We start from the raw sequence: 14,241 nt of genomic DNA, 5'->3' as shown, positions 1-14,241 counted from the left end.
TACATCCAATTTTTTCATACTGACAAAGCCGGGCGGGCAGTGCCGAAGGATGCCAAAAACGCCAATATAAACTACGCTAAACTAGGCATAATCCAGCACTTATTGACCGTGTAGGTCAACTGTAAGACTGGCTGATTCGTACACGGTATGTGTTGATAGAGGCCCCAAATTCCGAAAAAAAGCGGGACTTTATAACATCACGCTACGTTTGCATGTAATAAAGAAAGCGACTTTATTCGTAAGAATCCCCACCCTCGTTTGCGCGACCTCAACGAAATCTGAACAGTGGTTGATTCCGCATTAATTCAGTCAGTATCGGTAATTCACGGCCCAGAACCGTCGTTTATAGAATCAGTATGCAACAACCTTTGTACATCCGTCGAATTCTGATCGTTTTTGTCTTTTTCATGACTTTGTGGAGTTGCCGGGATGCGCCGTTGACGTTTCCGCCACCCGGAACCGGGGGCACCCCAACGCCCCCTCCCCCCGTTGTGGTGCCCCCAGCAATTCCGGTTTCGTCAAGTACCGTTGGTCCCTTCACGTACACGATTCCGGACCAGCCCGCTCCCTGGCTAAGTTACAACAGCAATCAGATCTATGGCCACGAGATTGGCGCGACGACCGTTCAGGAATCTGCTACCCTTCGGCTGGAAGTTCGCCGGGACTACGGTGGCTCGATCCAGATTTTCGATAAAACGACCAATCAGTACCTGATCAATTACTTCGATAAAGGGCGGGAAACGGGTTTAGCGTCCTATGCCGGACCTCGCTCCTACGCCGATGACTCACCCCGCTGGAAAGGAATTGGCTACAACCCATTGATCGCCGGTGATGACGGAGGGAACCCCTCTCCGGTACTTTTTCACGGCTTGGTCAATGGCTATATCTACACCAAAACGCAGTGTTTGTCATGGGCGCACCAAAATGCCCGACTACTGCCTTTTTTCTACGAACAATGGGTGCGTCTCGACGACAACAAGATCTACGTAAAAGTACGCCTGACGCACCAGCGAGCCGATAAAACGTTTTACAGTTTTGAAGAGCAGGAATGGCCGTTCATGATGATAAACGGGGCCCGCAGTGTACGTTTTTATAACGGATCGGCTCCCTTCACCAATGCGCCAACAAATGTTTCCAACGGCATCGAACAGGCGCAGGGCGGGTCGATCATTACCCAGCAGAGTACATCATTTTACGTAACGGAGCCGTGGCAGGCGGTTGAAATTGGCACCAATCGACTGGTTGGTTTGTACTCGCCGGAGTTTTACCGGGTTAATTACAACGTTGCCGCCATTCCGGCAGGCGACAATTGGGAGGGCGGCAATACGATGACCTATGCCGGTGGACGCGTCTTCGATCCGCTGGACAGCGACAATACCTGGTATAAAGAATACGCGTTTGTGATTGGCTCCGAATCGCAAATCCGCGAGTATGTCTACGCTCAGCCACGGGCGAGCAAACCTGATTTCTGGTTCAACAAGGCGCATGGCCGCAACCAGTGGTATGTGTTCGATGGGGGTCATGATCAAAAGGAACCGTTTCAGGTAGACAACTGGACCGTTACCTACGACGGTCATATCGACAACGGCCCGTTGAATGCCCGTGGCACGAAGCTAGTTTCTCCGGCAGGAAGCTGGCGAACCAGTGAGATCGACACGATTTATGTTCGGATGGGCTACAAAGGACCCGAAAAACAATTTAATCTGGAATGGCTGCTGAACGGTCAGGCTCCGGACGGAACCGATCCCAATTACCCGAACCAGAACGCAGCCCGTTTTCCGAAGGGAGGTCGTCCGTACGGCCAGCAGATCGTGCCTTTTTCTGTTTTGAACGATGGCCAGATACACACCTATCGCGTGCCCGTTGCCACGCATAACCTGTGGAAAGATATCGTTCAGCAGTTCGAAATCACGCATACGGCAGGAACGGCGGTCATTGCACCGGGTGAACAAGTCGAGCTTGTTTATTTCGGAGCAACGAATCCGGATAAATAGCCAACGGATTTCTTCTCGTCCTGCCCGCTTACCACCCATACATCTTAGCTTTGTATTCCGCCCTGCCCGTGCTATTTTTAAGGGTTCCCAATCAAAGCTATACGTATGAACAAACGAATCGGGCTACTGACCGGGCTAACCCTCGCAGTGGGTGTCGCGCTGGCGCAGAACAAGCCCAAACCAGAGGATGTGCAGACATTCACGCTCAAAAACGGCATGAAGTTCATGGTCCTCGAAGACCATTCCATTCCCAACGCCAATTTTTACACCTTCTGGAAAGTCGGCTCCCGCAATGAAGTACACGGCATCACGGGTCTGTCTCACTTTTTCGAACACATGATGTTTAACGGGGCCAAAAAATACGGTCCCAAGCAGTTCGACCGGGTCATGGAGGCCAATGGCGGCTCAAACAATGCCTACACCACCGAGAACACAACGGTGTATACGGACTGGTTTCAGAGTGGTGCGCTCGAAACGATCTTCGATCTCGAATCGGACCGCATCCGCGACCTCGCCATCGACCCCAAAATGGTCCAGAGCGAACGGGGCGTGGTCCTCTCCGAACGGAGTACCGGGCTGGAAAACAGCAATTACCGCGTTATCAGCGAACTGGTGCAGTCGGTTGCCTTCGTCGAGCACCCCTACATGTTCCCGGTCATTGGTTTTGAATCCGACATCAAGAAGTGGACGCAGGAAGACCTGGAGAAATACTTCAAAACGTATTATTCCCCGAACAACGCCGTGGCTGTCGTGGTCGGTGATGTAACGGCGGCTCAGGTCAAAAAAATGGCGGAACAATATATCGAATCCATTCCAGCCCAGAAACTGCCCGATAGCCTGCGTACGGTAGAGCCACCCCAGAATGGTGAACGGCGCGTGACAACCTACAAAGACGTGGCCACGCCCAACATCATGCTGGCGTACCACACCCCCGCCAGCCGCCATACCGACTATTATGCCCTTGACCTGCTGAGTGGCATTTTGAGTACGGGTAATTCGTCGCGGCTGGTGAAATCGCTGGTTCTCGATTCGACCATTGCGTCGCGGGCATTTACGAATTTCGGTGAATCGTTCGACCCAAATCTGTTCTCGGTCTACGCCATTGCCGCCAGCAACATTACAGCGGAACAGTTGGAAAAATCGGTGCTGAACCAGATCGATAAGGTTGTTGCGAATGGCATCACGGACGTTGAACTCCAGAAACTGAAGAATCAGAAGCTGATGGATTTCTACCGTACGATGGAAACGATCAACGGCAAAGCCAATTCACTGGGTACGTACGAGCTGTTTTTCGGTGATTACAAAAAGCTCTACGAAGCCCCCGCTCTGTACGAAAAGGTTACGAAAGAAGACGTGCAGCGCGTGGCCAAAACGTACCTGACAGCCCGGAATCGCACAGTCGGTTACCTGCTCCCTGAACCGAAGACCAATCCAGCAAAAAACAATTAATTCGTCCAAACGCAGCGCGTCGGGTCGTACACGAAGCCGGTTCGTGTCAGCGCCCGATCCTGTGTTTAACCAAAGACTTTGCGAATGAGACAGATAGCTTCTCTTTTTATTGCCCTGCTCGTTGCGGGCTCGTCGCTGGCGCAGACATTCAAAGTGCCGCCTTATCAGAAAATCAAGCTCAAAAATGGCCTGACGGTCTATCTGATGGAGCAGCATGAAGTGCCGCTCATCAACGTTTCGGCCGTGTTCGATGCGGGTGCCGTTCAGGATGGTAGTCGCTATGGGTTGGCCAACATGGCAGCCGATGCGTTGCTGTTTGGTAGCTCGAAATACACGAAGGCACAACTCGAAGAAAAAGCGGAATACGTCGGTGCCAGCGTAGACACGTACGGCGGCAAGGAAGTTGCCAAACTGACCGCTTCCTTTGCCGTGAAGGATCAGGATTTGCTGTTCGACATTATTCAGGACGTGATCACGAAACCCACTTTCGATCAGGCCGAGTTCGACAGATACAAGCAACGCCAGTTACTTCAGCTGACCCAGCAGAAAGAAAGTCCACGCTCGGTTGTCAACTCGTACTTCAACCGCTTTGTGTACGATTCACATCCTTACGCAAACCCCGTGTCGGGAACGTCAACCGCCGTATCGGCCATTACGGCAAACGATGCCCGTCAGTTCTACCAGAAAAACTACACGGCTGATCGGGCCGCCATTGCCATCGTGGGCGATTTTAACACCGCGGCCATGAAAAAACGGATCACGGACCTGTTCGGCAATTGGAAAACCGCAGCGGCCACGTCACCTAAATTGACCGATCCAACGGTATCGTTCGACAAAAACCGGGTATTGCTGATCAACAAAGACGACGCCCGCGAGACGACGTTTCTGATTGGCGGGAAGGGCATTACGCAAAACAACCCCGACTTCATCCCGGTTACGGTGGTCAATACCATTCTGGGTGGGCGGTTTACGTCCTGGCTCAACGACGCCCTGCGCGTCAACTCGGGGCTTACATACGGCGCGGGCAGTCGCTTCGGCACCTTCCGCAATAGTGGCACGTTTGCCATCTCGACCTTTACGAAAGTTAGCACGACAACGGAAGCCATCGACATGGCTCTGCACGTACTCGACAGCCTGCACCGGACTGGTATCGACGAGAAGACGCTGAGTTCGGCGAAAAACTACGTCAAAGCGGACTTCCCACCCCGTTACGAATCGGCCAGCGAGTTGGCGAACCTGCTGACGGATATGTTCAGTCTGGGCTTCGACGAGTCGTTTATCAACAATTTCCAGAAGAACGTCGATGGGTTGACCGTGGCGAAAACGCGGCAGATCATCGACCAGTATTTCCCAAAAAACAACCTGCAATTCGTCCTCATCGGTAAAGCCGACACGATTCGGGATAAGGTGAAGAAATACGGCACCGTCACCGAGAAGGAAATAAAAGCCGACGGTTTTTAAGTAGCGCGGACATCTTGTCCGCAGAGAGACGGAACTGGCGAGGCAAAATCGCTCTTGCAACTCCATTCCTCTGCGGACAGGATGTCCGCCTTACGAGTTTATCCCCTATCTTTGCCCCGCGTTTAAGGTTTGCCCTTCTTCGGATGGGTAATTAAAAGGGAACACCGGTGCGAATCCGGGGCTATTCCCGTAGCTGTAAGTTCTAGTAACCAGCCAGCAGCATAACAGCCACTGCCCTCGGGTGGGAAGGCGTTGCTGGTCGAACGAGCCAGAAGACCTGCCTCAAACGAATTCATGATTCGAGCTTTCGGGTAAAAAGCCGGGGATGAAAGACAGTTCGATGGGGTGGCCTGGTCACCTGTGCGGTCACAAACGGGCCTTTGGTTGCGTTTGTCTTTTATTTCAGTTTCCGACAGCTCATTACTTAATCTCCGTTTATCTGATTAATGATGAGCAAAATCAGTACCTTATTGTCGGCCGCTCTGGCCGTATCAAGCCTGTCCGCTTTGGCGCAGGAAAATCCCCAACCCGCTTCGTCGCGACCGGTTCAGCTGGATGCCGTTACCGTTACCGCCAACAAAACGGAACAGAAACTGTCGCAAACCGGCAAGGTCGTCACCGTACTATCCGACTCCGTCTTACAGCGTTACGCGACTCAGACCGTGAGCGAACTCTTGTCACGGCAGGCCGGTCTGCAAATTGTAGGGTCGAATGGACCATTGGGCACCAACCCGGACATTTACCTGCGGGGCGCTTCGTCCGGCAACACCCTGATTCTACTCGATGGTCTGCCAGTGTATGACCCATCCGGAACGTCCAACACGTTCGACCTGAATTTACTGACCGTGGGCGAATGCGATCGCATTGAGATTCTTCGGGGGGCGCAATCAACCAGTTACGGGTCTGATGCTGTAGCCGGAGTCATCAACATTTTTACGAAGCGGGGTAGCAATGCAGCTGGCAATAAACCATTCGGCGTGAATGCTTCCCTCAACTACGGAACGTATAAAACCTTCCGGGGAACGGTTGGCGTGAACGGTCAGACAAGCCGGTTATCGTATAACGTTCAGTACACGCGCTTATCATCGGCGGGTTTTTCGGCGGCTACCGACCGAATCGGTACTCAGAATTTCGACAACGATGGCTACAAACAGAACGCGCTGGTGGCGAACCTGACGTTGCAACTATCATCCCGGTTGAGCTGGAAATTGCAGGGGTTAACGACGGGCTATACGGCGGATATTGACAACGGAGCGTTTGCCGACGAAAAAGATTATACGTATAAGAACACGTTTAAGCGGTTTGCGACGGGGTTCGAGTATAAACACGCCCACGGACGGCTGATGCTTAATTACGGAATCAGCGACAGTCGCCGGACGTACAAAAACGATTCGACGAGTGTGGAAGCGAACGCATCCGAACGTTATTCGTATCAGGAATACGGCGGAGTGACTCATTTCCTTGAAGCGTATCACAACCTGAAATTGGGTTCGTGGGGTGAAATCCTGACGGGCGTAGATTACCGATTCAGCAATACCGACCAATCGTATTTATCGATCAGCCAGTATGGGCCCTACCAGTCGCCACCGATTGGTGCTGATACCGCCCGCATTGGCCAGCTTGGTATTTACGCTACCGGTATCCTGACGCCCTACCGCGGTCTTTCGGTCGAGCTGGGTGGTCGCTACAGCCGCAACTCGTTGTACGGCAACGTATTCACGTATTCGTTCAACCCGTCGTATCTGGTGTCTGACCGGATCAAGCTGTTCGTTAACCTGTCGTCGGGTTTCCGGGCACCTACGCTGTACCAGCTTTTCTCGCCTTACGGCAACAAGGCCCTTCGTCCTGAATATAGCTGGTCTACCGAAGCGGGGGTTCAGCTGTTTACCCGCAGCCGCAATGCCTGGGTTCGCGCCGTGTATTTTGACCGGCAGATCAAGGACGTGCTGTTCTTCGAGTCACTGAACACGGCTCCTTATGGCCGTTACATCAACTTCGACCGGCAGCACGACCACGGCGTTGAGCTGGAAGCACAGGCCGAAGTAAACAAACTGACCTTCACGGGTAACGTTCTGTTTCTGACCGGTGCCGTAAAAACGAACACGGCTGGCCGCGATACGACGTACAATAACCTGTTCCGGCGACCTAAAACGCAGCTAAACCTAAGCGTTGGCTACCGCGTTGTTCCAACCCTGTTCGTTTCAGCAACGTTGCGCTCGATTGGCGATCGGACCGACCGGTTTTTCAACAACGAGACATTTCGCACGGACAACGTAACGCTGGCGGCTTACACGACGATCGATCTGTATGTGGAAGGAAAAATTACGCCACAATTGCGTCTTTATGCCGACGTTCGCAACCTGTTTGACCAAACCTATTACGATATTTACGGGTACAATACCCGCCGTCGGAATGCAACCGTCGGGCTCCGGTTCACTTTGTAACAATCAAAACGTATGAAACAACAATTCAATCCCCGGCTAACGGTCCTGCTGCTGTTTATTGTGCTAGCGGCTGTCCTGCGCATTGCCAACTCGGCCCAATGGTCGCCGGTTGCCAATTTTACCCCCATTGGGGCGATGGCGCTTTTCGGCGGATCGTACATCCAGAACCGCTGGAAAGCCTTCGGTTTGCCGCTGCTGACGCTGTTCCTGAGCGATCTATTCATCAATATCGTGCTCTACCACGGCCAGTTTGGTATCATGTACAGTGGCTGGTATTGGATCTATGGCGTTTTTGCCCTCATCGTCTGGTATGGCAAGGTGCTGGTCCAGAACGTGACGATCAAGAACGTGCTCGTAGCGGCTCTGGTGGCATCCGTATCGCACTGGTTACTGGCTGATACCAGCGTGTGGCTGGCGGGCGGGCTCGATCTGCGGACCAATCTGCCCCTAACGCGTGATTTTGCCGGCTGGCTACAGTGCATTACGCAGGGCTTCCCGTACATGCGGAACTTTCTGGCGGGTACGCTGGCGTATGGTACCCTGTTCTTCGGAACATTCGAGTGGTTGCAGAATCGCTACCCAAAGCTGGCAATAGCCTAACCCATAATTCACGAGCACTTGACGCAATCCGTAAGCCTTGTAACTGAAAACACGATGGCTCGCTGATTGCGTCGACTGTTTTAACCTCGTTCGTCAGTATGAAAGCTTGCTCATTTCTCCCTGCTGCCACCCAGATGGTCTATGACATGGGTCTCCAGGATTTGTTGCATGGCGTCACCTTCGAATGTCCGGAGCTATCGCGTGCTGAGAAGACAATTCTGGTACGCTGCGTGCTGGAAGGACACGACTATTCCAGCGAAGAGATCGACCGGATTTTCTCGGCATCCAAAGCCGAAGGACGAAGTTTGTATTACGTTGAGGAAGAGAAACTGCACCAGATTGCTCCCGACGTTATTTTTACGCAGGACGTTTGTGAGGTGTGCCAGATCGACACCAAGTGCACCCAGGCTGTGCTGGATCGGTTGCCCGACATGCCGACCGTGGTTGCCCTGACACCCCAGAGCCTGACCGACGTATTCGATACGGCCATAACTATTGCGACCGCTCTGGGCCACGAAGAAGCGGCTTACACGTATCTGCATGGGTTGCGCACCCGCATCGACGCGGTGATTGACCGGCTCCGGGCGGGACGTGTGCTACCCAAGCGCGTAATGATTATGGAGTGGATGGCCCCGATCTACAACTGTGGCCACTGGATTCCACATCAGATCGCTTACGCGGGCGGCATCGACATGTTGGGCAATCCGTCAGGTGACAGCATCGTTACGCCCTGGGAAAAAGTGCGCCGGTACGATCCGGAAGTATTGATCATTGCGCCCTGCGGTTTCACGACGGAGCGCACCCTACAGGAATTACCCCTGCTCGAACAGCAACCCGGCTGGCATGAACTGCGTGCGGTTAAAGACGGTGCCGTTTTCGTCGCAGACTACGACCTATTCACGCAGCCATCGGCGGCTACGCTGGTCGACGGGATCGAACTGCTGGCAGCCTGTTTTCACCCCACTTTGTTCACGGTTCCTTCTGCTTTACAATCGAAAGTTCATGATGTCTACCCCGCCCCGGCAACAACCCTATCTTCATCTGGTCACGGGTGGCGCGCGGAGCGGTAAAAGCCGGTACGCGCAGCAACTGGCCCGTGACTGGAGCGAAACGCCCGTTTACGTGGCAACGGCTAAAGTCTGGGACGATGAATTCGCGCAACGGGTGTCGCGTCATCAGGACGATCGCGGCCCGGAATGGACCGTTTTCGAAGAACTTCGTCAGGTGAGCCAACTGCCTATTTCTGAGCGGGTCGTGGTGATCGATTGCGTAACACTCTGGCTGACCAACTTTTTTAGTGATACGAAAAGCGATGTGAACGAGTCGTTGCGACTATTTCGGGCGGAGATCGATGCGCTTCTCTTATTGCCGGGTCAATTCATCATTGTGACCAACGAGTTGGGAATGGGCCTTCATGCTGAGACGGCGATTGGTCGGGCCTTCACCGACCTTCAGGGATGGGCCAATCAATACGTAGCCAGCCGGGCCGACGCGGTTACCCTGATGGTGAGCGGATTACCGATGACGGTTAAAGCGCCCCTCCGATGAACAAGGCAATTATGAACTGGTCTGGTGGTAAAGACTCGGCCCTGGCCTTGTGGCGCGTACTTCAGACCAAAACGTTTCAGATCGAAACACTGCTAACAACGCTGAACGCGGCCAACCATCGCATTTCGATGCATGGCGTATCGGAAGAATTACTCGATGCGCAGGCCCGTCGGCTGGGACTACCCCAGACGAAACTTTATCTGCCCGAAGAGAGTGCCATGGCTGAGTACGAACAGCGAATGGCTACGACACTTGAGCCGCTGATCGCTGCGGGAGCCACGCACGCTATTTTTGGCGATATCTTTCTGGAAGACCTGCGGCAATGGCGGGAAACCCAACTCGCTACCCGGAAGCTGACGGGTGTATTTCCGCTCTGGCAGATTCCCTCTCTCCAACTGCTGGATGAGTTCTGGAGCGCGGGCTTTTCCACGATTGTTGTCAGCGTAAATAGTCAGCATCTGGACGAGTCATTTTGCGGACGTATTCTCGATCAGTCCTTTGTAGACGACCTGCCAGCTGGCGTCGATCCGTGTGGAGAAAATGGGGAGTTTCACACCTTTGTCTACCGGGCTCCCTATTTTTCAGCACCCATCGACGTTCACGTTGTTAATACAGTCGCAAAAACGTACACATTCAAGACCGCTACTGGCGAACAAACGACATCAACGTACTATTTTGCTGATCTTCAGCTAATTTGATGCCCTAGTAGGAAACAAAAAAGGCTGCCGATAGCGTTTATTGGCAATAAGTCTGTTCTTTGCCGAACAAAATGGGTCCAGCGATTCAGTTTCATGACAGTCAGTAATTGTTTGCTTAGCGGTATTTGCCTCGTTCTACTTACATTATTTACCACAGCCTGTCAGGTGAACGATGGGCCTCCCTCCCCTTACGAAGCGGGTGCTTACATTGTGAATGCGGGTACTCCTTCGGCGGGTAATGGCTCTATTTCGTATTTTTCCCGTCGAACAACGACCTTAACAGGAGACATTTTTGCGGTTGCTAATGGCCGAACGCTAACCGGAACAGTACAGGATTACGTTGAAGTGGATGGAAAGGGTGTGATTCTGGTCGACAACAATGCAACCGGGCTGGATCGGGTCGAGATTGTTGAATCGGGCACGTTCAAATCGATCGTAACGTTCCAGGCTCCCGATGTCGAGAACCCGCGCTTTGTTGTGTATGCCGCTGCCAACAAAGCTTACGTTAGCTGCTGGGATGCAACGCTGACCGGGTCTGGTTATATTCTGGTCCTGAATCTGGCTTCCCGAACCATTGCCAAAAAAATTCCGGTTACGAAAGGCCCCGAACGTATGGTGGTCATTGGCAAGGAAGTTTTTGTCGGTAGTGTCGGTGGCGAACAGGTGCTGACGGTCATTAACACCGATACCGATGAACTGGTACAACCGGGTATTGCTGTGGGCGCAAATGGCAATCCAATTGCACTCGATGCAAACAGTAATCTCTGGGCTTACGTCTCCTCCACCAATGAGATGGTTCGTATCAATCCGACCAGCAAGATTGTGGAGGCCCGGCTTAAAGTTGGCAGTGGTCCCAAAGTGCTCAGTTCGATTACCTTAAGCGCCGATAAAAAACAGTTCTTCTTCGTTAACTCCTTCAACGATCCGGCTGACAATGGCCGCTTAAAAGGGGAAACGTACCGGTTCTCGATCAACGATACGAGTATTCCGGCCACCACACCCTTCATCCGGCGGTTGTTCAGCGGTCTGGGCGTCGATTCCGGTGATTCGCGAGGATTGATCTATGCCGCTGTGACGCCATCCTTCAATCAACCCGGTTACGTATTACGCTATCAGCCGAGCGGTGCCCTGGTCGATTCCTTTAAAGTAGACATCGCCCCTACCCGGTTTTACTTTCGGTAATCGAAACTAGATTGGTAAATAGGATCAGTTCTCATCGTCACCCGTTTCATTAACAAGAGTGTTGTCCCTCTGTGGGCAATACCTATTTTTCGGAATACACAATCGCCCAACTCTCAATCACTACTTGATGGGTCGTTCCTGAAGCGGAGCGGTAAGAATGGATAAACAGGTTTTTATGCCCGTCCGCAGGTTACCGAGCCGCAGATTTTCGTTGGGGCTGTGCTGGTTGTTATCCATATTGACCAGCGGCACGATGACGGCGGGTACGTTCAACGCCTGAATGAACGGCACGACCGGAACCGTTCCGCCCATGATCCGAATAATGACCGGCTCTTTCCCGAAACCATCCGTAACGGCTTTGCGGAGCCAGACCCCCATCGGCTCATTAATATTGGTCCGGAAAGCGGGTGTTCCGGCATTACCGTCAAAAAAAACGATCCGGTCATGCTTTAGCCGTTCCTCAGACGTTGGTGCGTGATCCAACACGGTATAACCTTGTTGCTCGATGTGCTTTTTGACCAATTCAACCATCCGTTTACCGTCGGTTTCAGGAACCAGCCGGATGTCGAACAGCGCAGTGGCTTCGTTAGGCACAATGGTTGCAGCACCTTTGCCAATCTCAGCTGACTTCATGCCCCGAATATTGAGCGATGGGTATTGGAGCGATTCCTGGTAGTTATTCCCCACTTTTTCCTCTTCGGCGATGAGCAGTGTTTTATTGATATCCTGTTTGTTATCCGGCACGGCAGCCATGATCTTTTTCGTTTCCTCGTCAAACGTAATGCCATCGTAAAACCCCGGAATCAGCACCCGTCCCTGTTCGTCCTTCATGGATGTGATCAGGCGGGCCAGCCGATACGCCGGATTCGGGGAATAATTACCGAAATGGCCGCTGTGCTGTTGCGTGATAGCCCCGTAGGTAGTCATCGTAAAACCGGCATTTCCCCGGCAGCCGAACGTGAGCGTTGGAATGTTCGATGAATGCATAGGGCCATCCATCACGATCATGTAATCGGCCTGTAATTTGTTCTTGTACGCATCCAGCGCCCCTTTCAGCCCCGCCGACCCTTTTTCTTCCTCCGTGTCGATAATGATTTTAACGTTGAACGGTGGAGTTTGCTTCTCGGCCTGAAGAATATCGAGCGCGGTCAGCATCATAATGATTGGCCCTTTGTCGTCCGATGTCGACCGCCCGAACTGCCGCCATTCGTCATTGACAGTCGTTTTGGGTAAATTATCGCTTACCTCCTTATACTCACCCGTACTGGTCTTTTCTTTGATCACGGTCACAAATGGGTCTTTCTGGTTCCATTCAGCGGGCCGTACCGGTTGACCATCCAGGTGAAAATAAAACAGAACACTTTTGGTCGCTTTGGGATAGGTCTTTTCGGCCAGTACCAGCGGTAAACTGGTCGTTTTGAGGACCGTCGTCTGAAAGCCGCGTTTGGCCAGTGCTTTCTCAGTCCACGCTATATTTTTTTGAATATCATCCGCGTTCACCGCATCGTTTGGCAAGGCCACATACGCGCTAAGTTCATCGATCGCGGGCCACAACTGCCTGTCGACGAGCGCATCCATTTTCTTCGGACTCAATTTCTGTCCGGAAATAGTCAGCGAAATCAGGAAGCAGCCAAGCCAGACGAGAAGCGTAATACGTTGTGTCAATAAAATTGTTTTTGATCCGCGTAGCTGATTCGTTGGTAGCCTGTTCATAGTAAAGAGAAGTATATCAGAACTAATACCTCAAAATAAGCGAACAACAGGCACATAGCCAATCAACAAAGCGAATAATAGACTTCATCCTAAAATAAACTATCGACTTTACCTTATTTTACAAAATAATATATGTTAAGTAACATACTAAAAGCCGCCTGCCACGCGTGTATCCGCTTGATCCACAAGTGGCTTTCTCACATACACCAGGGAAAATAATCTAGAGGCACGCGGCCAGGCGTTCGGCCGCGTTGCTTATCTTCAACAGCGAAATCGTTTCACTACATACCCGCGACCATGAACAACAGACGTTCAAAAAACTGGCCAATTCTCTGCTCGCTCTTGCTGATGAACTTTGGTCTGGTATCAATGATCCCCCCTTTGCCAGTCTCATCAGCGAGCCAGTCTAGTGCAACGGGTTGGCGACAGCTGTTCAACGGCACTGATCTTACCGGCTGGAAGCACGTGGGCAAGGGCCGTATGTCCGTCGAAAAGGGCATGATTCGTGGCCACGGCGGATTAGGTTTGTTATACTGGACGAACGAAAAATTTAGCAACTGCACAATCCGGGTGGTCTATAAAATGCAGAAATTCAACAGCAATTCGGGCGTATTTATCAGAGTACCCATCGAGCCGTACGAAGAATGGATGCCTGTTTTTTATGGGTACGAAGTGCAGATCGATAACCATCCCGAAACCTCCAAGGAGGACGACTATCACATTACCGGAACGCTTTACTCCCTAACCAAACCATTAGCGAAGCCCGGCGAACCCGGTCCGGAATGGAACACGATGGACATTACACTGGACGGACTACGGACGATCGTTCAGGTCAACGGCGTGAAGGTGACTGATTATCGGGAAGGCGATCCGGTGCCGCCCCGTAAGTTTGATTTTGAACCTCACCACGGGCCTCGGCCTGCATCCGGCTACATTGGCTTACAGAATCACGGGGATAACGATGTTGTCTATTTCAAGGAAGTGTCCGTCAAACCATTACACTAACTGATAGTCAATCTCAACTACTGTTAATTGACAGCCATGACCACTAGCTAAACAACACGTTCGTTGAATTAACGAAATGGGTTAAAACACAAATTACCAATCCTCTTTCCCATACAAACAGAAAGCCAGTCATCGCTGACTGGCTTT

11 protein-coding genes and 1 riboswitch are annotated in these 14,241 nt (G+C 52.1%); of the genes, 10 read left to right on the top strand and 1 reads right to left on the bottom strand.

Translation table 11 applies throughout. The annotated features are described in order from the left end of the window. Nucleotides 1-356 precede the first annotated feature (356 nt). The 9 genes from GK091_RS07080 to GK091_RS07040 all read left to right on the top strand — a co-directional run bounded on the left by GK091_RS07080 (nt 357) and on the right by GK091_RS07040 (nt 11,376). Nucleotides 357-1,994, top strand: coding sequence for a hypothetical protein (locus tag GK091_RS07080; protein WP_164035887.1), 1,638 nt, complete (start codon nt 357-359; stop codon nt 1,992-1,994). Between the two features lie 105 nt (nt 1,995-2,099). Beyond that, nucleotides 2,100-3,443: a M16 family metallopeptidase gene (locus GK091_RS07075; protein ID WP_164035886.1), complete on the top strand. Its 1,344-nt coding sequence runs from the start codon at nt 2,100-2,102 to the stop codon at nt 3,441-3,443. 84 nt (nt 3,444-3,527) lie between these two features. Beyond that, nucleotides 3,528-4,904 (top strand): M16 family metallopeptidase, encoded by a 1,377-nt coding sequence (locus GK091_RS07070; RefSeq protein ID WP_164035885.1) that lies wholly within the window; start codon nt 3,528-3,530, stop codon nt 4,902-4,904. Nucleotides 4,905-5,012: 108 nt separating this feature from the next. Next, nucleotides 5,013-5,203, top strand: a riboswitch (cobalamin riboswitch). Nucleotides 5,204-5,350: 147 nt separating this feature from the next. Continuing rightward, a complete protein-coding gene (locus tag GK091_RS07065; RefSeq protein WP_164035884.1) occupies nt 5,351-7,348 on the top strand; it encodes a TonB-dependent receptor plug domain-containing protein in 1,998 nt (665 codons plus the stop codon). 12 nt (nt 7,349-7,360) lie between these two features. Next, entirely contained in the window at nt 7,361-7,948 is a 588-nt protein-coding gene (locus tag GK091_RS07060) for a DUF6580 family putative transport protein (protein ID WP_164035883.1), read from the top strand. A 98-nt stretch (nt 7,949-8,046) separates the two neighbouring features. After that, on the top strand, nt 8,047-9,018 hold the full coding sequence (locus GK091_RS07055) for an ABC transporter substrate-binding protein (RefSeq protein ID WP_164035882.1): 972 nt from the start codon (nt 8,047-8,049) through the stop codon (nt 9,016-9,018). After that, nucleotides 8,951-9,496 (top strand): bifunctional adenosylcobinamide kinase/adenosylcobinamide-phosphate guanylyltransferase, encoded by a 546-nt coding sequence (locus tag GK091_RS07050; RefSeq protein ID WP_246202160.1) that lies wholly within the window; start codon nt 8,951-8,953, stop codon nt 9,494-9,496. The genes GK091_RS07055 and GK091_RS07050 overlap by 68 nt, the downstream gene beginning before the upstream one ends. Further along, nucleotides 9,493-10,194 (top strand): Dph6-related ATP pyrophosphatase, encoded by a 702-nt coding sequence (locus tag GK091_RS07045; protein WP_246202159.1) that lies wholly within the window; start codon nt 9,493-9,495, stop codon nt 10,192-10,194. The genes GK091_RS07050 and GK091_RS07045 overlap by 4 nt, the downstream gene beginning before the upstream one ends. Nucleotides 10,195-10,287: 93 nt before the next feature. Further along, on the top strand, nt 10,288-11,376 hold the full coding sequence (locus tag GK091_RS07040; RefSeq protein ID WP_246202158.1) for a YncE family protein: 1,089 nt from the start codon (nt 10,288-10,290) through the stop codon (nt 11,374-11,376). Nucleotides 11,377-11,496: 120 nt separating this feature from the next. On the opposite strand, the gene GK091_RS07035 is transcribed toward GK091_RS07040, so the two are convergent. Continuing rightward, the gene (locus tag GK091_RS07035; protein WP_164035881.1) at nt 11,497-13,089 is read right to left on the bottom strand and encodes a M20/M25/M40 family metallo-hydrolase; all 1,593 of its coding nucleotides are present in this window, start codon (nt 13,087-13,089) and stop codon (nt 11,497-11,499) included. A gap of 297 nt (nt 13,090-13,386) precedes the next feature. On the opposite strand from GK091_RS07035, the gene GK091_RS07030 reads away from it, so the two are divergent. After that, the gene (locus GK091_RS07030; RefSeq protein WP_246202157.1) at nt 13,387-14,094 is read left to right on the top strand and encodes a 3-keto-disaccharide hydrolase; all 708 of its coding nucleotides are present in this window, start codon (nt 13,387-13,389) and stop codon (nt 14,092-14,094) included. The last annotated feature ends 147 nt before the right edge of the window (nt 14,095-14,241 follow it).

Source organism: Spirosoma agri (assembly GCF_010747415.1).
Taxonomy (GTDB): domain Bacteria; phylum Bacteroidota; class Bacteroidia; order Cytophagales; family Spirosomataceae; genus Spirosoma; species Spirosoma agri.
This window is presented reverse-complemented; position numbering and strand designations above follow the sequence as displayed.

Coding starts and splice junctions, on each gene's coding strand:
- GK091_RS07080 (WP_164035887.1), top strand. CDS start 357: ATGCAACAACCTTTGTACATCCGTCGAATTCTGATCGTTTTTGTCTTT.
- GK091_RS07075 (WP_164035886.1), top strand. CDS start 2,100: ATGAACAAACGAATCGGGCTACTGACCGGGCTAACCCTCGCAGTGGGT.
- GK091_RS07070 (WP_164035885.1), top strand. CDS start 3,528: ATGAGACAGATAGCTTCTCTTTTTATTGCCCTGCTCGTTGCGGGCTCG.
- GK091_RS07065 (WP_164035884.1), top strand. CDS start 5,351: ATGATGAGCAAAATCAGTACCTTATTGTCGGCCGCTCTGGCCGTATCA.
- GK091_RS07060 (WP_164035883.1), top strand. CDS start 7,361: ATGAAACAACAATTCAATCCCCGGCTAACGGTCCTGCTGCTGTTTATT.
- GK091_RS07055 (WP_164035882.1), top strand. CDS start 8,047: ATGAAAGCTTGCTCATTTCTCCCTGCTGCCACCCAGATGGTCTATGAC.
- GK091_RS07050 (WP_246202160.1), top strand. CDS start 8,951: ATGATGTCTACCCCGCCCCGGCAACAACCCTATCTTCATCTGGTCACG.
- GK091_RS07045 (WP_246202159.1), top strand. CDS start 9,493: ATGAACAAGGCAATTATGAACTGGTCTGGTGGTAAAGACTCGGCCCTG.
- GK091_RS07040 (WP_246202158.1), top strand. CDS start 10,288: ATGACAGTCAGTAATTGTTTGCTTAGCGGTATTTGCCTCGTTCTACTT.
- GK091_RS07035 (WP_164035881.1), bottom strand. CDS start 13,089: ATGAACAGGCTACCAACGAATCAGCTACGCGGATCAAAAACAATTTTA.
- GK091_RS07030 (WP_246202157.1), top strand. CDS start 13,387: ATGAACAACAGACGTTCAAAAAACTGGCCAATTCTCTGCTCGCTCTTG.